The 21,094-nt window shown below is 49.2% G+C and carries 22 protein-coding genes and 1 other RNA gene; 10 read left to right on the top strand and 13 right to left on the bottom strand.

What is annotated here, in order from left to right:
• The first annotated feature begins 176 nt into the window (after positions 1 to 176).
• Positions 177 to 1,796, top strand: a complete 1,620-nt coding sequence (cimA, locus tag KJS57_RS10895) for a citramalate synthase (protein WP_211021094.1) — start codon at positions 177 to 179, stop codon at positions 1,794 to 1,796.
• A gap of 67 nt (positions 1,797 to 1,863) precedes the next feature.
• On the opposite strand, the gene KJS57_RS10890 is transcribed toward cimA, so the two are convergent.
• The gene (locus KJS57_RS10890; protein WP_213654799.1) at positions 1,864 to 2,454 is read right to left on the bottom strand and encodes a TlpA family protein disulfide reductase; all 591 of its coding nucleotides are present in this window, start codon (positions 2,452 to 2,454) and stop codon (positions 1,864 to 1,866) included.
• A gap of 116 nt (positions 2,455 to 2,570) precedes the next feature.
• Here KJS57_RS10890 and KJS57_RS10885 point away from each other — a divergent pair, with 116 nt between their 5' ends.
• Entirely contained in the window at positions 2,571 to 3,068 is a 498-nt protein-coding gene (locus tag KJS57_RS10885; protein WP_213654798.1) for a M67 family metallopeptidase, read from the top strand.
• Here KJS57_RS10885 and KJS57_RS10880 read toward each other — a convergent pair.
• The 3 genes from KJS57_RS10880 to KJS57_RS10870 are packed head-to-tail and all read right to left on the bottom strand — an operon-like array spanning position 3,055 to position 6,375.
• Positions 3,055 to 3,789: an exonuclease domain-containing protein gene (locus KJS57_RS10880; protein WP_213654970.1), complete on the bottom strand. Its 735-nt coding sequence runs from the start codon at positions 3,787 to 3,789 to the stop codon at positions 3,055 to 3,057. The two genes, KJS57_RS10885 and KJS57_RS10880, sit on opposite strands and share 14 nt — an antisense overlap.
• Positions 3,786 to 4,877 (bottom strand): DUF294 nucleotidyltransferase-like domain-containing protein, encoded by a 1,092-nt coding sequence (locus KJS57_RS10875; RefSeq protein ID WP_213654797.1) that lies wholly within the window; start codon positions 4,875 to 4,877, stop codon positions 3,786 to 3,788. Before KJS57_RS10875 ends, KJS57_RS10880 begins: the two co-directional genes overlap by 4 nt.
• A 46-nt stretch (positions 4,878 to 4,923) precedes the next feature.
• Complete coding sequence (locus KJS57_RS10870) at positions 4,924 to 6,375, bottom strand: ammonium transporter (protein WP_211021090.1); 1,452 nt, start codon at positions 6,373 to 6,375, stop codon at positions 4,924 to 4,926.
• Between the two features lie 327 nt (positions 6,376 to 6,702).
• On the opposite strand from KJS57_RS10870, the gene KJS57_RS10865 reads away from it, so the two are divergent.
• Both KJS57_RS10865 and KJS57_RS10860 read left to right on the top strand, forming a co-directional pair.
• Positions 6,703 to 7,134: a MerR family transcriptional regulator gene (locus KJS57_RS10865; protein ID WP_213654969.1), complete on the top strand. Its 432-nt coding sequence runs from the start codon at positions 6,703 to 6,705 to the stop codon at positions 7,132 to 7,134.
• 45 nt (positions 7,135 to 7,179) lie between these two features.
• Entirely contained in the window at positions 7,180 to 7,860 is a 681-nt protein-coding gene (locus KJS57_RS10860; RefSeq protein ID WP_213654796.1) for a zinc metallopeptidase, read from the top strand.
• 90 nt (positions 7,861 to 7,950) lie between these two features.
• Here the strand turns inward: KJS57_RS10860 and gltC are convergent, their stop codons facing one another.
• A complete protein-coding gene (gltC, locus tag KJS57_RS10855; protein ID WP_211021087.1) occupies positions 7,951 to 8,862 on the bottom strand; it encodes a glutamate biosynthesis transcriptional regulator GltC in 912 nt (303 codons plus the stop codon).
• Positions 8,863 to 8,975: 113 nt separating this feature from the next.
• Positions 8,976 to 9,590 carry a rhomboid family intramembrane serine protease gene (locus KJS57_RS10850; protein ID WP_213654795.1) on the bottom strand — a complete coding sequence of 205 codons (615 nt, stop codon included), beginning with the start codon at positions 9,588 to 9,590 and terminating at the stop codon, positions 8,976 to 8,978.
• Between the two features lie 109 nt (positions 9,591 to 9,699).
• On the opposite strand from KJS57_RS10850, the gene tpx reads away from it, so the two are divergent.
• Entirely contained in the window at positions 9,700 to 10,221 is a 522-nt protein-coding gene (gene tpx, locus KJS57_RS10845) for a thiol peroxidase (RefSeq protein WP_213654794.1), read from the top strand.
• Positions 10,222 to 10,313: 92 nt separating this feature from the next.
• Here the strand turns inward: tpx and KJS57_RS10840 are convergent, their stop codons facing one another.
• The 3 genes from KJS57_RS10840 to KJS57_RS10830 form a co-directional block, all read right to left on the bottom strand.
• The gene (locus KJS57_RS10840; protein ID WP_211021084.1) at positions 10,314 to 10,706 is read right to left on the bottom strand and encodes a DUF1499 domain-containing protein; all 393 of its coding nucleotides are present in this window, start codon (positions 10,704 to 10,706) and stop codon (positions 10,314 to 10,316) included.
• A 195-nt stretch (positions 10,707 to 10,901) separates the two neighbouring features.
• Positions 10,902 to 11,092: non-coding RNA, 6S RNA (gene ssrS / locus KJS57_RS10835), on the bottom strand.
• Positions 11,093 to 11,171: 79 nt separating this feature from the next.
• The gene (locus KJS57_RS10830; protein WP_211021083.1) at positions 11,172 to 11,972 is read right to left on the bottom strand and encodes a YesL family protein; all 801 of its coding nucleotides are present in this window, start codon (positions 11,970 to 11,972) and stop codon (positions 11,172 to 11,174) included.
• A gap of 179 nt (positions 11,973 to 12,151) precedes the next feature.
• Between KJS57_RS10830 and KJS57_RS10825 the strand changes: the two genes are divergently transcribed.
• Complete coding sequence (locus KJS57_RS10825) at positions 12,152 to 12,256, top strand: sporulation protein YjcZ (protein ID WP_211021082.1); 105 nt, start codon at positions 12,152 to 12,154, stop codon at positions 12,254 to 12,256.
• 73 nt (positions 12,257 to 12,329) lie between these two features.
• Here KJS57_RS10825 and cshA read toward each other — a convergent pair whose 3' ends face one another.
• The gene (gene cshA, locus KJS57_RS10820) at positions 12,330 to 13,907 is read right to left on the bottom strand and encodes a degradosome RNA helicase CshA (protein WP_211021081.1); all 1,578 of its coding nucleotides are present in this window, start codon (positions 13,905 to 13,907) and stop codon (positions 12,330 to 12,332) included.
• Positions 13,908 to 14,175: 268 nt separating this feature from the next.
• Between cshA and KJS57_RS10815 the strand changes: the two genes are divergently transcribed.
• The 4 genes from KJS57_RS10815 to KJS57_RS10800 all read left to right on the top strand — a co-directional run bounded on the left by KJS57_RS10815 (position 14,176) and on the right by KJS57_RS10800 (position 18,279).
• Positions 14,176 to 14,997: a YitT family protein gene (locus KJS57_RS10815; RefSeq protein ID WP_211021080.1), complete on the top strand. Its 822-nt coding sequence runs from the start codon at positions 14,176 to 14,178 to the stop codon at positions 14,995 to 14,997.
• A gap of 172 nt (positions 14,998 to 15,169) precedes the next feature.
• Entirely contained in the window at positions 15,170 to 15,370 is a 201-nt protein-coding gene (locus KJS57_RS10810) for a hypothetical protein (RefSeq protein WP_211021079.1), read from the top strand.
• A gap of 241 nt (positions 15,371 to 15,611) precedes the next feature.
• The gene (locus KJS57_RS10805; protein WP_213654793.1) at positions 15,612 to 16,796 is read left to right on the top strand and encodes a putative glycoside hydrolase; all 1,185 of its coding nucleotides are present in this window, start codon (positions 15,612 to 15,614) and stop codon (positions 16,794 to 16,796) included.
• 121 nt (positions 16,797 to 16,917) lie between these two features.
• Entirely contained in the window at positions 16,918 to 18,279 is a 1,362-nt protein-coding gene (locus tag KJS57_RS10800; RefSeq protein WP_213654792.1) for an MATE family efflux transporter, read from the top strand.
• A 285-nt stretch (positions 18,280 to 18,564) separates the two neighbouring features.
• Here the strand turns inward: KJS57_RS10800 and pfkA are convergent, their stop codons facing one another.
• From pfkA to KJS57_RS10785, 3 genes are all read right to left on the bottom strand, one after another.
• Entirely contained in the window at positions 18,565 to 19,536 is a 972-nt protein-coding gene (gene pfkA / locus KJS57_RS10795) for a 6-phosphofructokinase (RefSeq protein WP_211021076.1), read from the bottom strand.
• A 21-nt stretch (positions 19,537 to 19,557) separates the two neighbouring features.
• Positions 19,558 to 20,583, bottom strand: coding sequence for a tetraprenyl-beta-curcumene synthase family protein (locus KJS57_RS10790; protein WP_373316820.1), 1,026 nt, complete (start codon positions 20,581 to 20,583; stop codon positions 19,558 to 19,560).
• Positions 20,584 to 20,729: 146 nt separating this feature from the next.
• Positions 20,730 to 21,056, bottom strand: coding sequence for a hypothetical protein (locus KJS57_RS10785; RefSeq protein WP_211021074.1), 327 nt, complete (start codon positions 21,054 to 21,056; stop codon positions 20,730 to 20,732).
• Positions 21,057 to 21,094: the final 38 nt, after the last annotated feature.

Below are 21,094 nucleotides of genomic sequence, written 5' to 3'. Positions count from 1 at the left end.
GGCCTGGACAATATCCCGCATAACCCGCTCGATTTAACCCGTCCATCATGCCACCGCTCCGATTATTGAACATCCACTAAAAACCGTGTTACATTTTAAAGACAGATGTTATAATAAGAAATTATACCAAATCGGAGCTTCTATTTGAGGACATCCAAAAGGGGGAGACATCCAACATGTCAAAGGCTTTATCCATCTTCGACACAACATTGCGTGACGGTACCCAAGGCGAAGGCATCAGCCTTTCTGCCGACGATAAGTTGAAGATAGCCAAGAAGCTGGATCAGCTGGGTGTCCATTATATCGAAGGCGGCATCCCGGGAAGCAACAGCAAAGATATCGAATTTTTCAAGCGCGTTCAGGAACTTAACCTGTCCGCCAAGATTACGGCCTTTGGAAGCACCCGCCGAAAGGACAGCGTGGCTGAACATGACGCCAATTTGAAGCGTATGCTCGAAGCCGGCGTCCAAGCGACGACACTGGTCGGCAAATCCTGGGACTTCCACGTCTACACGGCTCTCCAGACAACACTGGAAGAGAACCTGGCGATGATTTACGATTCCATTGCGTATTTGAAACGTCAGGGCATGGAAGTCATCTTTGATGCCGAGCACTTTTTCGACGGCTACAAGAACAATCCCGAGTACGCGCTTGCGGTGATGCGCAAAGCGGAAGAGGCCGGGGCCGATTGGCTGACGATGTGCGATACCAATGGCGGAACTATGCCGCATGAAGTCCATGATATCGTCAGCGTCCTTGCCGGCCAGGTTACCACTTCCCGTCTTGGCATCCACACCCACAACGACTGCGAGCTCGCGGTGGCCAACGCTATTAGCGCCGTGCGTGCGGGTGCGGAGCAAATTCAAGGGACAATGAACGGCTACGGCGAACGCTGCGGGAACGCCAACCTATGCTCTATTATCCCCAATCTCCAGCTTAAAATGGGGTATGAAGTGCTTGAACCCGAACAGCTTAAGCAGTTGACCAACACGGCCCGCTATGTCAGCGAGATTGCCAATGTGTACATGCCGATTAATCAACCGTATGTCGGGACCGCAGCATTTGCTCACAAAGGCGGCATCCATGTATCCGCTATCCTGCGCGACTCCCGCACGTACGAGCATATCGTTCCCGAAATCGTCGGGAACCGCCAGCGGGTTCTTGTCTCGGAGCTCGCCGGACAGAGCAATATCTTGTCCAAAGCTCAGGAAATGGGCATTCCGTTCGATCCAGAGAACGAGAGTACCCGTGCCGTCATTTCAAAAATCAAAGACCTTGAGCATCAGGGATACCAATTCGAAGGTGCGGACGCTTCGCTGGAACTTCTGCTCCGGGAAGCGAACGGCGACCTCAAGGAATTGTTTGTCTTTGAATCTTTTAAAATGCTGGTGGAGAAGTCTGCGGGAAGACCGGTTATTTCCGAAGCCTTCGTCAAGCTGAAAATCGACGGGGCAAGCATCTATACGGCCGCCGAAGGAAACGGCCCGGTCAACGCGCTTGATAATGCGCTTCGCAAAGCGCTTATTACTTATTACCCCGGCTTGCAGGAAATACATTTGTCGGATTATAAAGTTCGCGTACTGGATGACAAGGATGCCACTGCTTCCAAGGTCCGCGTACTTATTGAATCCAGAAATTTCGAAAACTCATGGAGCACGGTGGGCGTCTCAGGCAATGTGATTGAAGCCAGCTGGGAAGCGCTCGTCGACAGCCTTCGTTACGCCCTGATCGGACAGACGAAGCGCGAGGATTATACAGAAATCCAATCGTCAACGCGGGGTTTAGTAAATCATTAATAACAAAAACGTCAGGGAAGGCCCTCGCCTTTATCCCTGACGTTTTTTTATATCTGCGTCTACTCCGCTAAACATTCAGCAGCTTTTTTATTTTTGCTTCCAGCTCCTCCGGAGAAAGCGTGCCGACGATGACATCCCGGATGGTTCCGTCCGCGTCGATCAACACATTGGTCGGAAAAGCGATGCCGTTATATTTCCGGTACAGTTCTTCCTTCTCATCCAGCAGGACCGGGAACTTGTACCCATAATTTTCAACAAACCCCTTGGCATCCTCCAGCTTGTCATAGAACGTGACATTGACCGCATACACATCAAGCTGATCACTGAATTTGTCGGCCATCTTAACCAAGTCGGGAGCTTCTTCCTTGCAGGGGTCGCACCAGGAAGCCCAAAAATTGACTAAGAGTGGTTTGTCCCGCTTCCCTCCAACCTCATAGGTTTGTCCGTCCAGCCCGACCAGCGAAAACTTCGGGGCCTTCGTTCCCGGCTTCAGAGCATTTTTAGCGACCAGCGCACTGACGGATTGCTCTTCCCCGGCAGCGGGAGCCGATTTGTTCTCAAATCCCAACAGCGTCTTTAGTTCATTGCCGTAATTATCGTATACTGCCGCAATCAGCAATACGAGCAGTGCGGCCAAAATCCATCTATTCCGGTTCATTTTACAACTTCCTTTATGTTATCGTGGTATATATACTGCTGTCATTTGCAGTTACCTAACTATTGTACCCCGATTTCTCGAATAGTTACAATTGATTGAATAAAGGAGATTGTCCGATGCATGATTTCAAAGATGTTGAGCCCCGTAATCGCATATTGGAACTTCCTGAATCAATCCGGGTTCTTCTGGCAAAGGATGGTCTTGACCGCGATCCCGACGAGGCCTGCGGAGCGTTATTTGGCCGCCTCTCCCCTGAAGTGATTACGGTCGACAGTTATATGCCTCTTACGAATATGGCGGAGAATCCACGACACACCTTCACATTTGACCCGGCCGAATGGGTTCGCTGCTGCTACACTTCCGGTTTAATCGGAATTTTTCATAGTCATCCGACATCGCCTCCGCTCCCTTCCATTTCAGATATGGAAGGACTTCAGCATTTTGGCGGTCTGCTCTCGCTGTATCTCATCGGAAGCAAATTTCCGGCGAACGGCGGAGCGATTCAAGACGAAATGCCGCCCGGTACCCCGGACGGCTTCCTCCTTAACGCCTATTCGATTGCCAGAAGGAGTAACGGATCGTACTTTCTGGAGAATCTGATTATGTCTTACTGAGAAATCCGTAAAGATCGCCCAAGGTGATGACGTTTCGATCCTTCAGACGCCCGATCATGGCCTTCCACAATCCGGCGGTCATTTTGGCATCCTCCAGCGCATGGTGGCGCTGCGTGACCGGAATGTCATACGCTTGGAGCCACTCATCTAGCGAAGAAACCTTTCGCCCCGGTTCCAGCTTTTGCGCGATCATCATCGTGTCCAATACCCTGTGGCCAAGATGCGCCTTCGTAGTTTTCCAAAGCGCCACATCCAAGAAGGCTTTGTCATGAGCGCTCCCATGAGCGATCAGCACCCGATCATCAACAAACGCCATGAATTCCCGCAAGGCTTGAAGCAAGGGCGGCGCGTCCTGGACCATCTCGGGCGTAATCCCCGTCAGTTCAACAATGCGCTGCGGAACATTGCAAGCCGGCTTGCACAGCGAATAATAATATTCTCCCGTGCTTTGCTCCCCATCGACCTTAACGGCTCCGAATGATAATATCTCGTCCCCGTAATGATAATGAAACCCGGTCGTCTCCAGATCAAATACCGCTGTCCTCAACTGGCTTAATGGAATGTGAAGCGTCTCCGGGCGGCGCTGTCCCTTGGTCAGCGAGCGTACAAACGCAATCTGTTGGGCACTGGGCGCTCCGAGCATGGACGCGATCCGCGGGGACAACCCTCCGCCTTTCAAGACATCCCAAAACCCGCCATTCCCCTTCATCGGTTCCTTCATAGCCATTTCCTTTCCGCGTATCGTTGCTGCCGTTGTAAGGTTCGGTACATCAACTTTACCGTACCGAGCGCTTCACGCAGTTCGCGTCGGATCTCTTTTTGCTTGAGCATCGACTGGGGCAAATATCCGGTTTCCGAGAGCGTACCGTCTTCTTCCAGATAAGAAGTCATCGATCTGAACCTGAGTGCGGTATAAAATGCGTTCTGACAAGACTCCAGCCACCGGTAAGGCGCAACCTCCAGCTTAATCAGCCTGGCCAACCGCTCCTGCGTCGATGATGCGCTGATCCCGTATTCTACGGCCAAGTACCGAACCGCATTCACCAGCGGCAGGTAGAGCCCGTATTTTACATCGAAATCCCCGGCGTGATCGCCGGTTTGCTCCGTAATCACCTGGCCCAGCACATTGAGAGCGGCTTTGTGGCGAATGGTATTGCGCAGCACGGCTGCCGCCAAATTCCCTTCAGGACCGGAATCCTGTTCGAAAATCTCATGCGTCGTCCGCCTCAATTCCCCCGTGAGCTTCGAGTCGCCGGAAATATGGCGCATATCGGCCGCGATCATCAGGTAACGGACCTGCTCCCAGCCCAGCTGCTCTCTCCAGCTTTCAAGCTGCCTGATCCAATCCTCAGTTGATTTTCTCCATAAAGGATTTGATGTCATTACATTGCCCGGGCAAGGCGGGTATCCGGCTTGTTCGAGCAACTGTGATAACCGCACTCCGAAGCGGTCAAAATAGGCTTTTACCTCCGGTCCATCTCCTTTTCCAATAATCAAGCCATTGTCCTGGTCGCTCCACAATGTTTGTTCATTTCTGCCGGCACTGCCGTAGGCAACAAACGCATAAGCGGCGGGAGGAGAGCCGAAGCCCTCCTCAATGAGCTGCCGCTGACATAAAATTGCGGCCTGTGACATTACGGCATCTTGAAGTTCTCCCGCATTCCGGTTCCACTCTTCGATCTTAGTAGATGAAAATCTGCCAAAAAGACTTAACTGCTCCTCCAAGCGCGCCGACCGGAGCAATTCCGGAGTGGAAGCCGACCGGATCGTTTGAAAGCTGACATGATCTGCCGCCGTTTCGTAACTCATGGGCCGACTCCCTTTCTTCACTTTTTTAACAAAAGGGGAATCCCCATTACAAAGCCGTATCGCTTTTCACGATTCTCGGCCCGTCGGTTACGGTTTTCGTACCCGTCCCAGGCACTGCGGACACAGGTTGATTTAGAATGTTCATTTGCTCCGGATATCCATAAGTTCCATGCTCACTGATATCCAGACCCATCATTTCTTCTTCCTCAGTAACTCGCAGACCCATCAGCCACTTCATGCCGCCAAGCAGAAGGAACGAAATAGCGAGGACAAATGCGAATGTACCGATAACCCCCAGGAGCTGTACTCCCAATTGTCCTAAGCCGCCGCCATAAAACAATCCTGCCGTACCTACTCCGGTTTTGTCGGCCAGCTCGGGAGTAGCGAACAAACCAGTGGAAATCGCTCCCCATACCCCGGCAATGCCGTGTACGGAGAAGGCATAGATCGGATCGTCCAGCCCTGCGCGTTCAAACCATCTTGCCGTAAAGAAGGTCAGTACCCCGGCTACTGCACCGATCACGATAGAGGCCCAGGCTTCAACAAAAGCGCAAGAACCGGTAATCGCAACAAGTGCGGCCAGGACGCCGTTAAGCATACTCGGAATATCGGATTTTCCCATGACTGCCCAAGAAATAAGAAGAGCTGCTACCGCCCCCGCTGCTGCCGCGAGGTTTGTTGTCATCAGGACGTAACCGAAGAATCCGTCGCCAAGCGGTGTCAGAGCACTACCCGGGTTAAAGCCAAACCACCCAATCCAAAGAATAATTACCCCAAGTACCGTCAGCACTTGATTATGACCCGGAATACTGTTCGGTTTTCCGTCCTTATTGTATTTTCCTAGCCGGGGTTTCAACAGAATCGTAGCTGCGAGCGCTGCCGTAGCACCGGTAAGATGGACAACCGTCGATCCGGCATAGTCCTGCATGCCCAGCGAACCAAGCCAACCTCCGCCCCATACCCAGTGAGCAACAATCGGATAAATAATCGTAAGGAACAGTGCGCCGAAAATAATGTAGACACTGAGCTTCGCACGTTCAGCCATACCGCCGCAAGCAATCGCTAGGGATACGGCCGCAAAGGCCATTTGGAAAAGAAACATCAGATTTAAGGGAACGCCAATTTCAGAGAATACGCCAAACGACCCGATAGCTTGATCCCCGCCGAACAAAAATCCCGTGGTTCCCAGGAAACTGTTTCCGTCCCCGAAAGCAAAGCCGAAGCCGACAGCCCACCAGACAATGACGGAAATGCCCAGCGTCAGTACCGTCTTGCCGGCAACATGCCCGGCATTTTTCATCCGAACGGTTCCCGCCTCCAAAAGTGCAAAGCCAGCTTGCATAAAAAACACCAGCATAGCCGCTACGAATACGAACAAGGAATTCAATCCGATTTCGAGCACGGGCGCGGTTATTTCTCCTTCAGCCGCAAAAGCAGATACAGGAAATGCAAACGCTGCGATAGCACTAAACAATCCGAACAACCATTTCTTTTTCATGAAACCCACTCCCTAATGTCATATTTTCTAACACAAAATAAAATGTTAAGGTGATTATAAGACCGATTAATCAGAAATTACAATGCATTTTTTCGTAAAATACCATAAAGTGCAAATTACCTTACACAAAGTGTAAATAAACTTACATGATATGTTATGTATTTATGAACATTTATTTAAGTTACTAATAAATATAAAGCGTGACGTTTGACTGTATAGTTGCTGTTCAGTTATCATATTTTATACAAAGATATTGCATTTTGACGGAATGCTTTATCGCTCCTATAAAGGATAAAACGTTGGAGAGAGGTGATCCTATTGGAGTTAATGAAACTTTACCGGATTGGGGAACTGGCGAAAGCCGCAGATGTCAGCGAACGTACCATCGACTACTACACCAAGCTTGGGCTGATCTCAGCTGAGAAACGGACACAAAAAAACTACCGTTTATACAGTTCTGAAACCTTGTTGCGTTTGGACCGTATTAATCAGATGAAGCAGGAAAAATACTCACTCGAGGAAATTCGCGAAAAGCTGGAGCAATGGAACAAAGTCACACCCGAGGAGCATGTGACCGAGAAGTTAAATTCGCTCGAAATCCATATGCAGCAGCTTGAACGCGAAGTTAAGGAACTTGAGCCGCTGATTTCCAGTCTGAAGCCGGGGCAGGCACGCCGGGCATTTTCAAACCTGATGCCGCAAAGCCTCGCCTGTATCGAGGCGCTTCGGATTATATTGAATCACGGACCATTCAGTTAAACCGATTTTCCTGAACTTACTTATCTGACTATGGAGGAATTCATCATGTACTCTAACTTAATGCTCATCCCCATATTGTTGGCTTTCGGATTGTCGTTATGGGCTCAATTCCGGGTCTCCGGAACCTTTAAGAAGTGGGCGAAAGTACCGAATATGTATGGATTGACCGGCCACGATGCAGCAAGACGCATGCTCGATTCCCACGGTCTATGGGATGTTCCGATCGAACCCGTACGCGGTACGCTATCCGACCATTACGATCCGATCAAACGGGTCGTCCGTTTATCGGAGCCGGTTTATTACGAAAACTCGATCTCAGCCGTTGCCGTAGCCTGCCATGAAGTCGGGCACGCCATCCAGCACAAAGAAGCGTATCCGATGCTGGTCCTGCGCCACAGAATGTTCCCCTTCGTGAATTTTGCGTCCGGGGTAGCTCCTTTTCTGATCTTGGCCGGTTTCTTGTTCGGATTTTTCAATTTAGTCGGTCTGGGCATCATCTTCTTCTCGGCAGCCGTCCTGTTTCAACTGGTTACGCTGCCTGTCGAATTCAATGCCAGCAACCGCGCACGCAAGATCATGCTTCAGCAAGGCTTTGTCACTCACGAAGAAGAGCGCGGCGTAGCCAAAGTGCTTAATTCCGCGGCTCTGACTTACGTAGCGGCTGCTCTGATTTCCTTGCTGGAACTGCTCCGTTACGTTCTCATTTTTGTCGGTAACCGCGATTAAAGTGCAAAAAGCTCCTCCCAGCTATACTGGGAGGAGCTTTTTTTGGCGTTGAGCCCGGTTTACTATCTTCGCGAAAAAAAACCGCCGGTCTCATTGACTCGGCGGAGTATCGATTTGAAGTCCAAAATATTCAAGAAGAAACACTCTAAACGACTGGGCGACCAGCGGCAGCTTCTCATCCGCCCGGTGAATCAGTCCGACCGTTCGGGTTACCTTCGGATCCGAGATGCGGACCCTGCTAGGCTGGAGGGAAAAGCTCTGGAACAAGGCCATCTCCGGCAGCAGGCTTACCCCCATCCCGGCGGCAACCAAGCCCCGGATGGTGTCTGTTTCTTCGCCCTCAAAAGCTATCTTAGGCGTAAATCCGGCCTCCAAGCAAGCCTGCCATACGATAGGTCGAAGCGAATAACCTTTGCTGAATAAAATAAACTTATCGTCCTTCAATTGATTCAATTTGATGCTTTGCTCTCCGGCCAGCGGGTGGCTTGGCGGCATAATCGCGACCAAATCCTCCGTCAGCACCACGTTTCCTACTACTTGATCATGATTTTCCGGAAATGGCGAGATGAACGCCAAGTCCACCTCGCCAGACACGACGTCACGAATCAATGTCGGGTAGGTCCCTTGTCTGAAGCGGAATTTGACATTAGGATACAGCTTCCGGAATTCCGCTACCACGCTTGGAATGATATGAATCCCAAGACTGTTGGGGAATCCGAGCCGGATCTCTCCCTGTTCCGGATCCAGAAATTCATGGACTTCATTTACGGCACGGTCCAGATCCTTAAGGATGGTCTCGACCCGGCTGCAGAACAACTGTCCGACGGCAGTCAGCTGCAGGTTTCTTCCTTTTTGCATAAACAGATTGACGCCAAGCTCTTGCTCTAGTTGGTGAATTTGCCGGCTTACCGCCGATTGGGCCACATGCAGCTCTTCAGCCGCTTGAGTGACGTGCTCTTTCCTTGCCACTTTCAAAAAATATTGCAATTGTCTTAATTCCACGAATCTGATCGCTCCATTTCGCATCTGCTGATAAAATCCGAACTAGGGCTGAGATTTATAAAAGGGCTTACATTCCATTTCCATTTCTAATGTACCATGGACCCCTTCCGGGTTCAACGCCGTTTTAATACTCTGATGATGATTCCGTACAGGAAGAAGCCTCCGATCAGACCTCCAAAATGAGCCATCCAGTTCACCTGCGGCACAATAACGGAGAAAACGACACCGATGATCAGCAAGCTGTACAACGTTTTTCGCGAGCTTTCGTCCATAAGCTGACGCTGAAGCAGTGCGATGTACAAAAATGCGCCGTACACCCCATACACGGCTCCTGAAGCCCCTACGGAGAGGTGGATGTCCATTGAGCGCTGATAAACCTCAAGACTGATGAGATTACCGACAAGGCCGCTGCCGATGTATAGCAGCGCATAACGCCAATGGCCCAACAGCCGCTCCAGAGGCGGAGCGAATACCAGTATGGCGAAGCTGTTGGAGAACAGGTGGCCAAAGTCATGATGCAAAAACATCGATCCCAGAAGTCTCCAATATTCGCTTGCATAGGGCTCGACATTGGTGAGCGCCCCGTATTTTAGCTGGGTATAGGGATTATCCGAACCTCCGTTAAACATAACGAGCAAGAACATAACCAGGTTGGCGGCCAAAATCAGTACGGTCACCGGGTAATAACGGAGATAACTTTTCCAATTTTCATAGCGGATAAATATCATCTTACCATTCCTTTTCGTGCTGGATTTCCTAAAGTTGGACAATCACTTTTTAAAACGTCTATAATGAAGACTGAATATCCCATTATCTCATGTTTAGGAGGAGAATCAAATGACACAAGAACGCGCAAGCGTGGCAACATTCAAAGGCAACCCCATTACCTTGGTGGGTCCGGAACTCAAAGTAGGCGACACCGCGCCGGATTTCCGGTTGAATAAGAACCTGCTCGAAGAAGTTACCCTGCAGGATTTCGCGGGCAAAATCAAGCTGATCAGTGTCGTGCCCTCCCTGGATACAGGCGTATGCGACGCGCAAACTCGCCGCTTCAACCAAGAAGCCGCAGACCTAGGCGATAACGTAGTGATCTTGACCGTCAGCGCCGATCTTCCTTTCGCCCAAGCCCGTTGGTGCGGTGCTGCAGGCGTAGACCGTGTTGTCACTTTGTCCGATTATAAAGAGAATTCCTTCGGGAAGTCTTACGGCGTTCTCATCAAAGAATTCGCGCTTGACCAACGTGCTGTTTTCGTTGTCGATCAAGACAACAAAATCCGTTATGTCGAAGTGCTGAAGGAAATGTCCGAGCATCCGGATTACGAAAAGCCGGTAGCCGCCGTAAAAGAATTGCTGTCTTAATCACCTCGAACAAGTAATATAAATAATTGCGATAAACGAAAAGCGAGTAAGGAGGGAACCCCTCCCTGCTCGCTTTTCTCATACAACCGTTCCTAAGACTTAACCTTGTACGATGACAGCTTCTTATCGAGCATGGTGAACAAGTGGATAATGTTGCGGTAGTTGGCCCCCAAGTCGCCGAAACTTCCGCGCGTAGCCGAATAAATATCGACCGCACTGCGCATTGGTCCGGTGGAAACGATCGAAACCGTGATATCCATCGTCCGCCCGAAGCCGCTGCGTTTTTCCAACGTAATCTCTCCAACGGACGGGACCTCGTGCAGCACTTTATAACCGGGAACTTTCTTTAAAGTCGAGGATACTTCCTCCCAAATCTTATCTTTCGATAATTGGTAATATCTTGTTTTCAATTCGGGCACTTTGGCGCGGTCGCTCGTTCCTTCCTGACTGCGGAATATGCCGGTTAATGTTCTTTTTAATGACAACCTGTTCTTCCTCCTTTATCCTACTGACACAACCAAGAATGCGATTTCATAATGGTTTTTATAAACTTTCTCTATAACTATAGTTTATCATTGTTCAGTAACAAACAAAAGGGAAGAGATCACTCACTTATACACAAAAAAGCACTTCAAAGACCGGATATTCCCAAAGTCTTCAAAGTGCCGCATTTTTAATAAAAGAGACCCGCCTATGCCGTCCGGTTACATTGTCTCGAACCTGCATTAGCAGGTGGGTGACCGCAGCGACATATTAGAAGTCCCCTCATCAACATGGATAGGGCCTTTCAGCTATGACGCAATGTAAGTCTCCCGAGACTTTGTCATTGGTTCAAAACAACATAGAACCGAAACGTACATCGCAGGACGTAAACCTATTATAGAACTTTGTAAGCTGAATGTAAACTTGACGAGCAAGGAAATTCCATCCAATTTTCAATCCGGTTACACTTAATCTTTTTCCTTTTCTCCGCCGGAAGGAAGTTCAAGCGGCGATTCGTCGTCATCCGCATCGGTGCTGCCTTCATTGCCCGAATCTTCGGCTGCACGCATTTTCTCCACTTTCTCCTGAACCTTATTATATGCAGCATAGAAGTTAAAGAAAGCGACAAGCGCGGTAAGACTCGCTAATCCGAAAAAGATCAGCCATGGGAATCTTATGGTCAGGAAGACCAAAACCCCCGTACAAATCACCGTCGACAACATTCTGAACGGTTTGAGGATCGTCAATAAAATCGCGTTTTTGATTAGTTGGGTCACCTTTAAATAATAGTGAGCCACCATAGAGAAAAAGTGGAACAAAGAAACAAGCAGCAGTACCAGGAAAACCAGGATAACAATCCCGATAAATTGCAGGTTGTTAAACTGCTTCATGTACATTTCATAATCGACAACCATAATAACGGTGAGCAAAGTATAGAAAATACCGCCTAGCATGCTTTGCTTATAATTCTCTTTGTATCCTTTGAAATACGTCTTGATGATACTTACATCCGCTTCCCCCATCACCCATTTCCGTACTACCGAAAACAGAGCCGACGTGGCAGGAAAAAATGTAAACGGTGCCAAAATCGCCATAATCCACAAATTAAGTCGTGTAAAATCGGCATCCGCACCTGGCGTAAAGAACGCCACAAACGTGAAAAACAAGAAAGGCAGGGAACATACCAACCACAACAGGTTACTTCCCGATATTCTCATGATCCATTCCGTAATTTTATAAAATCCGCCCATTAAACCTTTAGATTCCAAGTAAAGATCTCCCTCCGCAAATGATAAGTTTGTCTATAAGTATTACTATAGCACGATTGCTTCATCACTATCCAGCGCCTATTTTGTCTGATATAGGTCAGCGTCTAGTCTGGTCCGCCCTCTCAGCCATACTATATTAAGTAAATTCAATCATCCACAATTTCAAAGGAGGTAATCTCATGTCCCAAGTTGGTGGAGGATATGGAGGTTTGTGGACATCCACGGGTACGATTTTGGTCTTGTTTATTCTGCTTGTCATCGTCAGCCGGACGATTCTGTATTAATTGAAATAAAAAGCAAAGAAGACGAAGCCCCGCTTCGTCTTCTTTGCCAATGATTTATTTCATAAACCCGGTCTTATTTGTCGAACGAGCTGTCGTCGCGCTTAACCGGTCTGCGGTCTCCGCTTTGGTTCGAAGGGCGAGGCTTGCGATCGGAAGAACGGTAAGAATCGCGTCCTCCGTCCTTGCTGTAACCGCCTTTGCCGCTGCCGTATCCGCCGCGACTTCCGCCATCGCGGTTATTACCGCGATAACCGCTGCCGCCACTGCGATTGCCGTAGCCAGACGGTTTCCGTCCGCTGGAGCGGATATCCGGATTCCGGCGTTTTACGCGGATCGGTTCTTCTGGAGTAAGCTCAATGTTCGCCTTGTCGTTCTTCTCGCCGGTAATCAGCTTGAAGGCTGCAGACAGCAGGTTCACCGAATCATATTGCTCCAGGAGCTGAATGGCGATACCTTTGTATTCGTTCAATTCGCCGGCTTCTACCAGCTCAAGAATACGTTCCGCGGTAATCCGTTGCTTGCCTTCAATCGCTTCCGCGATGCTCGGCAACGGTTTGCGGGCAATTTTATGACGGGTGATTCGCTCGATAAAGTGCAGGTGGTCAATTTCACGCGGCGTTACGAAAGACCATGCTGCGCCTTCTTTACCTGCGCGTCCGGTTCTGCCTATCCGGTGAACATAGCTCTCAGGATCCTGCGGCAGGTCGAAATTGACGACATGAGAAACGCCGGATACGTCGAGACCGCGTGCGGCTACATCCGTTGCCACGAGCACATCGATGCTGCCGTCGCGGAATTTCCGCATTACGTTGTCGCGCTGGTTCTGCGACAAATCACCATGCAGCCCGTCGGCGGAATATCCGCGTTTTTGCAGGGCTTCCGACAATTCGTCTACCCGGCGCTTCGTACGTCCGAAAACGATAGCCAGTTCAGGGGATTCCATATCCAGCAAACGGGTCAGAGCGTCGAATTTTTGACGTTCATGCACTTCAATATAAGCTTGATCAATCAGCGGAGCGCTGACTTGTTTAGGAATAACGGAGACATGCTCAGGGTTTTTCAAGAACTGTTGGGCCAGCTTTTGGATATTTGCAGGCATGGTAGCGGAGAATAGCATTGTCTGGCGCTCTTCCGGAACCAGCTTCAAAATGGACTGAATATCGTCCATGAAGCCCATATCCAGCATTTCATCGGCTTCATCAAGCACTACGGTCTGGACATCGTCGAGTTTAATCGTTTTCCGGTTGATGTGGTCAAGCAGACGGCCCGGAGTACCGATAATAATTTGGGGCTTCTTCTTCAAAGCGCGAATCTGACGGACGATATCTTGACCGCCATAAATAGGAAGGGAACGCGTGCCTTTAAAACGGGCCAGTTTACCGATTTCTTCAGCCACCTGAATGGCCAGCTCGCGTGTCGGCGTCATAATCAGCGCCACGATACGCTCTTCTTCTTTAGGAATTCTGTTGATCAGCGGAAGACCGAATGCCGCCGTTTTACCTGTACCGGTTTGTGCTTGTCCGATCAGGTCGCGCCCGGTGAGGGCAATCGGAATGGATTTGGATTGGATCGGTGTCGCTTCTTCGAAACCGAGCTCCGTAATTGCTTGTAACACTTTAGGCTCTAAGCCGAAATCTGCAAATGTGTTCAAATTGTTCATACTCCTTCTATATAGTGGACATTCCACAAGCTTGACTGTATTCTTAAGTAGCATTCAAACGTTTATAGACTATCCAATCTCCCCATAAAAGTTACATAAGGGATTGGAACGCGAGAAAACTTCTTGACGGTTAAACGACCGTTTAAAATTGGAAATGGATCCCTACTCAAGAATATCTCAAACATTATAGCACAAAACAGTTTGAGAATACCAGCAAGCAGGTTGGGATACTTCCATATTCAACGCGAGGTGAAATTTTGTGTTTAAGGAAATAAGGAACTGCATCGCCATCTTGATCGGAGCCGCGTTGATCGCTTCCGGATTCAACTTGTTCCTCGTTCCGCATCATCTGCTCAGCGGCGGTGTATCGGGGCTGGCCATGCTCACCGGCTACTTCTCTCCGCTCAGCATCAAAACGATGTACTTGGTTTATAATGCCCCGATTCTGATTGCCGGCTGGTTTTTGCTCGGTAAGCGGTTTGTCGGACTCAGTATCCTTTCCGTAATCGGCGTAACGTGTTTCATGGCCCTCATTCCGGAGAAGCCGCTCGCTTCGGATACGTTGTTATCCGCCGTATTCGGCGGAGTGCTCGTTGGCATGGGCAGCGGATTTTCGTTTCGCGTAGGCGGTTCTTCCGGCGGCTTTGATATCATCGGATCGATTGTGACCCGCTACCGCGACTTTCCGATCGGCAATATTCTCGTCGGGATGAACGGACTCGTTATTTTGGCTATGGGATACTTGGAAGGAAACTGGAATCTGGCCCTTGCATCGATGGTGTCCATCTATCTGGCCGGTAAAATACTTGATTTCATCCACATCAACCATCTCAAAGTGACCCTGTTCATTATTACCGACCGAACGGACGAGTTGCTCGAGCGGCTCCTCTGCCGTCCCCGCGGGGTAACCTTGATAAAGACACAAGGGGCTTTCTCCCATAAGGAGAAGGACATGCTTATGACCGTCACCACCCGCTATGAGCTCACCGAGCTCAAAGAAATCATTAAATCGACCGATCCGGCGGCATTCGTAAATATCGTCGAAACGGTCGGCGTTATGGGCTCTTTCCGGAGAAGATAAGCCTGTGGGCACGCGTTCGGCGTTCCATTTGCATCGGATTGTGGTATAATCATATCAAGCGGTTCCTTCAACAACTGAATATAGTCATCAGCTTTACCTTTATTTCACAGGCTGTACTGCTTTTCCGAAGTAGGAATGATTCCGGAACGAATGATTCTTGTAGGAAAGGGTGATGGATGTGGAAATGGAAACGGTAAAACTGGAGCAAATCGTCATGAAGTGGTTTCCGGATATGTTGCCTTTTTTCAATCAAAGGGAACTGAACTCCATGATTGTCCTTCGTGATGGTCTGACCATCCTGGAACCGGAAGATGCGATGGAAATTATCCAGTTCAGCATCTGCGAGCATCAAAGCACGGGTTTCCTTCATTAAATAAGCACTTTACCACCAAGGCCGTTTCTTCTGCATAAGCGGAAGAAGCGGCCTTCTTGTTCTCATACATAAACTATGAGTATTGCACCTGTCCTCTCAAAATTAATAGTTTAAGATAAGGTCATTAGGTTTAAAGAAACAAAAGTATCGCGAACGATTTAATGGTGACAATGATGTTCTTTCTGCAAACGGACCATCGGATATAATCAAATCGAAATGCAATCAAGGGAGAGGAATTTTTATGAACATCCTATGGACACTTTTACTTCTGGCCTTGGGTACGGGCTCCGGAGGAACGCCAGTTGACCAGGCTGACACCGGCAAAATGCCCGCCATTATGCAATCAACCTATCAAACTTTTAAAGCGAATCTAGCAGAGGGAAGAAGAGATGATCCTCTATCCCCATCCGAAATGGTGATCCCTGTTCAGCAGGCCGAAGCTCCAAAAGTCAAAGGAATTTACGTCACGGCCTACAGCGCCGGCGGATCACGGCTTAACACTCTGATTGACCTCGTCGACAGCACCGAATTAAATTCCATGGTCATCGACATTAAGGATGACGCAGGCTATATCACTTACAAAACGGATAACCCGGAGCTGCAAAAGCTGGGCAAGCCGCAGCCTTTCATTCGGGACCTCGACGGATTGATGGCTCGTCTTGAAAAACATGAAATTTATCCAATCGCGCGAATTGTCGTATTTAAAGATACGATTCTCGCCAAGAAGAACCCGGAACTCTCGTTCAGAAACAGTGATGGTACCGTATGGAGCAACGGAAAAGGCGACAGTTTCGTCAATCCGTATAGCAAAGAAGTTTGGGACTATAATATAGAGGTCGCCAAGGAAGCAGCCAAGCATGGCTTCAAAGAAATTCAATTCGACTATGTACGTTTTCCGGAAGGCTTCGAGAAACGAGCCGATTCACTGAAGTATACTAAGAACGAGCTCAGCCGGATTGACGCCGTCGCCGCTTTCGTAGAATATGCCCGCGAACAGCTTAAGCCGCTGGGTATCAAGGTATCGGTCGATATTTTCGGGTACGCAGCTTCGGTTCCGGCGGCGGAAGGCATCGGACAGGATTTTGTGAAGATCTCCAACCAGGTCGATATCATCTGTCCAATGATCTATCCAAGCCACTATACAACCGGATGGTTCAATGCCAAAGATCCCGACAAAGCTCCTTACCAGACAATCAAGGGAGCTATTATCGATACGCAGAAGAAACTCGACCCGCTGGGAGAAGAGCAACCCATTATCCGCCCTTGGATTCAGGACTTTACGGCGAGCTGGCTCGGAAAAGGCCATTATACGAAATATGGCAAGCATGAGGTCGAAGAACAAATTCGGGCCCTCAGCGAAATGAAGATCGATGAATATCTGCTGTGGAATGCGTCCAACCGCTATACGGAAGGCGTAGATTATTAATTTATCGATACACAATTATCCAAGATGTATCCGGCATTATTCCTTACCCTATAATTGATGAATGTTCTAGGAGACCCGGGCAATCCGCCCGGGTCTTAGACGATGAAATGGAGTTCTCGACATGAAAGAAACACATAATCTCAAGCAAAAATACATTCAATTTCTCAAAATCCTGATTCCCATCCTGGTTACACAAGTTACGATGTCATTGATGACCTTTTTTGATACGATGATGTCCGGCCACGCCAGTCCCGCCGATCTTGCCGGGGCTGCGATTGGATCCAGCATCTGGATTCCGGTACAAACCGGGCTTAGCGGGATTTTAATGGGGATTACGCCCATTGTCTCCCAGCTTGTCGGCGGCGGACAGCAGAACAAAGTCGGATATCACGTGATGCAAGCGCTTTGGCTGGCTATCGCCGTCAGTGCCGTAGTCCTTCTCATAGGCGGACTGGCCATCTCCCCACTGCTGGGAAGTATGCAACTTGAACCGAAAGTCCATCATATCGCTTTTTATTTTCTCGTATCGATATCTACGGGCGTTCTCCCTCTATTCGGGTATATCGTAATCCGCTCCTTTATTGATTCGCTCGGCCAGACCCGAGTTTCCATGCTCATTACGCTCGCCTCCCTTCCACTGAACGTAGGCGCAGGTTATATCCTAATCTTTGGACGGCTCGGATTTCCCCGGCTCGGCGGTATCGGGTCGGGCATCGCTACAGCTTTCACCTATTGGTGCATCTTCCTGATAGCGTTATGGATCGCGCATAAATCGGAACCGTTTGCCGGCTATGGCATTTTCCGTAAATTCCACCGGGTATCTTTGGCCAAATGGAAGGAATTGATGAAGATCGGCGTTCCGATCGGGTTCGCCATCTTTTTTGAGACCGCGGTGTTCGCTGCCGTAACTTTGCTGATGAGCCGGTTCGACACGCTGACAATCGCTGCGCATCAGGCCGCAAACAATTTTGCTTCCACACTGTACATGATTCCGTTAAGTATCTGCCTGGCTCTGACGATTCTCGTCGGGTATGAAGTCGGCGCGGGACGACAAAAGGATGCCAGACAGTACGGTATTCTGGGCATCAGCACCGCCGTGGCCCTCTCCTTGTTTACCGCCGTTATACTCATGCTGTTCCGCAGAGGGGTGGCCGGCCTGTATTCCAACGAAGAAGAGGTCATTGTGCTGATTACGCATTTCCTTGTCTATGCCATCTTTTTTCAAATTTCCGATGCGATCGCTACTCCGATCCAGGGCGTGCTCCGGGGTTACAAAGACGTCAATCCCGGCTTCTGGATCTCGTTGCTGGCTTATTGGATCATCGGGCTACCTCTGGGTTACGTCCTAGCGAATTTCACGAACCAGGGACCGTACGGATACTGGATAGGACTAATTACCGGACTTGGCGTGGCCGCTATCCTGCTTCTGCGGCGGTTGTTCGTGATACAGAAGAAGTTCTCCCAATCTCATGAACCATCATAAAAAAGGGCTGTTCCCGCGTCATCATAATTATGACGATGGGAACAGCCCTTTTACTTGTACATCTAAAGAATTAGCTGTAAAACCTACAGGTAATTCAGCGTTTGTGAGCCTTGGCGTGCAATTAACTGTATAACCTACAGCTATTTCCACGTTTTTACGGCTAAAGGGACCAATTCAGTTGAAATAACTGTAGTATTTACATCTAATTGGTCCAAGATTTCGAAACATGAGTAATTTAACTGTAGTAAATCCAGTTAAATTAATTCAAGTTCTTCGCGTACTTTCTTATTGGGACAAACGCGATGCCAGCTCATACAAGTCCATATCGAACTCTTTCTTGGTGGCTACGACCTTCTCGATATCGGTCAGAATCATTTCTCCGCCGATCATGCCGCAGGCTTTGTTCGATTCGCCCGCGATCAGACTCCGTACGGCAAAGTCTCCCAAGCGGCTCGCCAAGTTACGGTCAAACGGCGTCGGCGATCCTCCGCGTTGAATATGTCCAAGCACGGTTGCGCGCGGCTCCAGGGAAGGTTGGCGCTCCTTGATGGCTTGTACGACTTCTTCGCCCTTGCCTACACCTTCGGCTACGATAACGATACTGTGTCTTTTGCCGTTATCGAAGTTTTGTCTCATCCGATCCGCTACCTCGTTCAAATCGAACGGCACTTCCGGTACCAGAATCGTTTCCGCTCCGGCAGCAAGGCCCGCATGGAGAGCGATATCCCCCGAATGACGACCCATAACTTCAACAACGGACGCGCGTTCATGGGATGACATCGTATCGCGCAATTTATTGACTGCATCCACTACGATGCCTACAGCCGTATCGAATCCAATCGTATAGTCCGTGAACGAAATATCATTATCGATCGTACCCGGCAGTCCCATCGTTTTGATTCCGAGTTTGCTCAGCTTCTCTGCGCCCTGGTAAGAACCGTCGCCGCCCATAACTACCAATCCGTCGATACCGCGGTCACGCAAAATTTGCGCGCCTTTTTGCTGGCCTTCCGGCGTTTTGAATTCCAGGCAGCGAGCCGATTGAAGGATCGTGCCTCCGCGTTGGATAATATCGCCTACGCTTCGAATATCCATAGAGAAAATATCGTTATTAAGCAATCCTTGATATCCGCGCTGAATCCCGAATACTTCCAGTCCGTAGTACAATCCGCTGCGCACGACGGCACGTACCGCCGCGTTCATGCCTTGAGAATCTCCCCCACTGGTAAGAACTGCGATTTTTTTAACTGCTGACATGATGATTCCTCCTAAATGTTATTAAAGATGTTTGCGGATCCAACGGCTATTCACGAAGAAGAACAACCTCATGAGCGGGCTTCTTTTCATTAGACGCCTCGATACTTCACGAATCTCCTGCTGCTCGCTTACCTTTGGATCGGATAAGTACAGCGCCAGTAACCCTTCGATGATCATACGATGGAACGATGAAGCGGGAAGCCGCTTGATATCCCGGCGCGCTCCTTCCACGATGAAGGCAATCCGGTTAAGCATCGTTTCCTTATTCTCATAGTAACTGCAAAAATTCAAATCTCCGCCTACTTCATCTTCCTCCTGATCGATTAAATAATCGAGCATGATATGTAGTCCGCAAACATGTGGGAAATAGGCGTCATGAATAATTTCAGCGCTGCTGTCGTCCAATTCGGGATTGCTGGCCGCCAGAAACAACATGAACACACCCAGCGTAGAGCCGGTAGCCGCGGCAAATTCATTCCACCGCAACTGAGGGCTACGATTACTATGCTGTTCCCACCAGCGAAGCAGCGCCGCTTCACGCAGGCTCGGGTCTATATGCTTGTACACCTGTAAGTCGGTATACAGCCCGACCAAATCCAGAATATGCGGCTTGGCCGCGCGGTAACCGGGAAGCTGCTCAATGTTATCGCGGCAAGTCTGCACCAGGTGATGGAGATACCCGCCATCATCACTTTCTTCACGCAGCGCATAATAATCCTGCAACTCGCTGCTGGGATTAACCGCGTCCAGCATACTCTGATGCAGAAGGCGAAAATCATCCGCATCCATGGAAGTACTTCGGTCACACAAATTGTCTAAATAGTCGCTGATCGTTTGAAAAGCTACGATAAGAGGGATCAATATCTCACGCTTGGCCAAATTAGCAGCGGCGTATACCGAACCGCCCTGGCAATGAAACTCTTTTGCCTTTATGCTGGCAAGCGCCTGTTTTCTAAGCTCGGGATCGGGAATCGAAGCCGCTTCCTGTCTCCAACCGTCCAGTTCCCTCCGGACATCCGGCAAAATGAACTTATAGACGCGGCTCATCAACCGGATCGGCTCTTTCGGAAACTGGTTTCGGCTTTGCTCTAGTTCAATCAATGGCCTGCCTCCGCTACGTTGTTAAAAATCGCATTATTAAAAAATCATTCTATATTATAATATGATCCAACTTTTTGTACAAATAAACAAAATCACAAGTGCCGTTTGACGGAAATCGAATGTTCGTCTTGGCTCGTACGGTACCAAATATGCAAATCATTAATCCGGCTGGCAAGTTCCGCGATTTCTCCGTTCAGTTCGCAGCTCAGGTCAAAATCTTCTTCTTCGTTCAAATTCGCCAGCTTGCCTTCAATTTCACGTTCCAGCTTTTTCACTTTAGTGGGAATCCGGCCGCGGGTATCCTCCCATTTTTCTATCATAGCCAGACGCTCGCTAAGCTGATAGTCTTCAAAAGGACGATCCAGCGAGGGGACGTGAATATCCAGCCTTTCATCATATACAAAGCAGGAATGACTCATGAACAATGCCTCCAACTTATTAGAATACGATTTAAACT

Origin of the sequence: Paenibacillus vini (genome assembly GCF_018403325.1) — a bacterium.
Lineage (GTDB): Bacteria > Bacillota > Bacilli > Paenibacillales > Paenibacillaceae > Fontibacillus > Fontibacillus vini.
Note: the sequence above shows the minus strand (reverse complement) of the source record. Positions and strands in the feature narration are given on the sequence as shown.

What these genes read in the sequence shown, in the direction of transcription:
- KJS57_RS10870 (WP_211021090.1), bottom strand. Translation starts at nt 6,375, where the DNA reads ATGAAAAAGAAATGGTTGTTCGGATTGTTTAGTGCTATCGCAGCGTTT.
- KJS57_RS10885 (WP_213654798.1), top strand. Translation starts at nt 2,571, where the DNA reads ATGCATGATTTCAAAGATGTTGAGCCCCGTAATCGCATATTGGAACTT.
- KJS57_RS10800 (WP_213654792.1), top strand. Translation starts at nt 16,918, where the DNA reads ATGAAAGAAACACATAATCTCAAGCAAAAATACATTCAATTTCTCAAA.
- tpx (WP_213654794.1), top strand. Translation starts at nt 9,700, where the DNA reads ATGACACAAGAACGCGCAAGCGTGGCAACATTCAAAGGCAACCCCATT.
- KJS57_RS10890 (WP_213654799.1), bottom strand. Translation starts at nt 2,454, where the DNA reads ATGAACCGGAATAGATGGATTTTGGCCGCACTGCTCGTATTGCTGATT.
- KJS57_RS10880 (WP_213654970.1), bottom strand. Translation starts at nt 3,789, where the DNA reads ATGAAGGAACCGATGAAGGGGAATGGCGGGTTTTGGGATGTCTTGAAA.
- KJS57_RS10805 (WP_213654793.1), top strand. Translation starts at nt 15,612, where the DNA reads ATGAACATCCTATGGACACTTTTACTTCTGGCCTTGGGTACGGGCTCC.
- KJS57_RS10790 (WP_373316820.1), bottom strand. Translation starts at nt 20,583, where the DNA reads ATGAGCCGCGTCTATAAGTTCATTTTGCCGGATGTCCGGAGGGAACTG.
- KJS57_RS10850 (WP_213654795.1), bottom strand. Translation starts at nt 9,590, where the DNA reads ATGATATTTATCCGCTATGAAAATTGGAAAAGTTATCTCCGTTATTAC.
- KJS57_RS10785 (WP_211021074.1), bottom strand. Translation starts at nt 21,056, where the DNA reads ATGAGTCATTCCTGCTTTGTATATGATGAAAGGCTGGATATTCACGTC.
- KJS57_RS10825 (WP_211021082.1), top strand. Translation starts at nt 12,152, where the DNA reads ATGTCCCAAGTTGGTGGAGGATATGGAGGTTTGTGGACATCCACGGGT.
- KJS57_RS10860 (WP_213654796.1), top strand. Translation starts at nt 7,180, where the DNA reads ATGTACTCTAACTTAATGCTCATCCCCATATTGTTGGCTTTCGGATTG.
- KJS57_RS10865 (WP_213654969.1), top strand. Translation starts at nt 6,703, where the DNA reads ATGAAACTTTACCGGATTGGGGAACTGGCGAAAGCCGCAGATGTCAGC.
- KJS57_RS10810 (WP_211021079.1), top strand. Translation starts at nt 15,170, where the DNA reads ATGGATGTGGAAATGGAAACGGTAAAACTGGAGCAAATCGTCATGAAG.
- cimA (WP_211021094.1), top strand. Translation starts at nt 177, where the DNA reads ATGTCAAAGGCTTTATCCATCTTCGACACAACATTGCGTGACGGTACC.
- pfkA (WP_211021076.1), bottom strand. Translation starts at nt 19,536, where the DNA reads ATGTCAGCAGTTAAAAAAATCGCAGTTCTTACCAGTGGGGGAGATTCT.
- KJS57_RS10875 (WP_213654797.1), bottom strand. Translation starts at nt 4,877, where the DNA reads ATGAGTTACGAAACGGCGGCAGATCATGTCAGCTTTCAAACGATCCGG.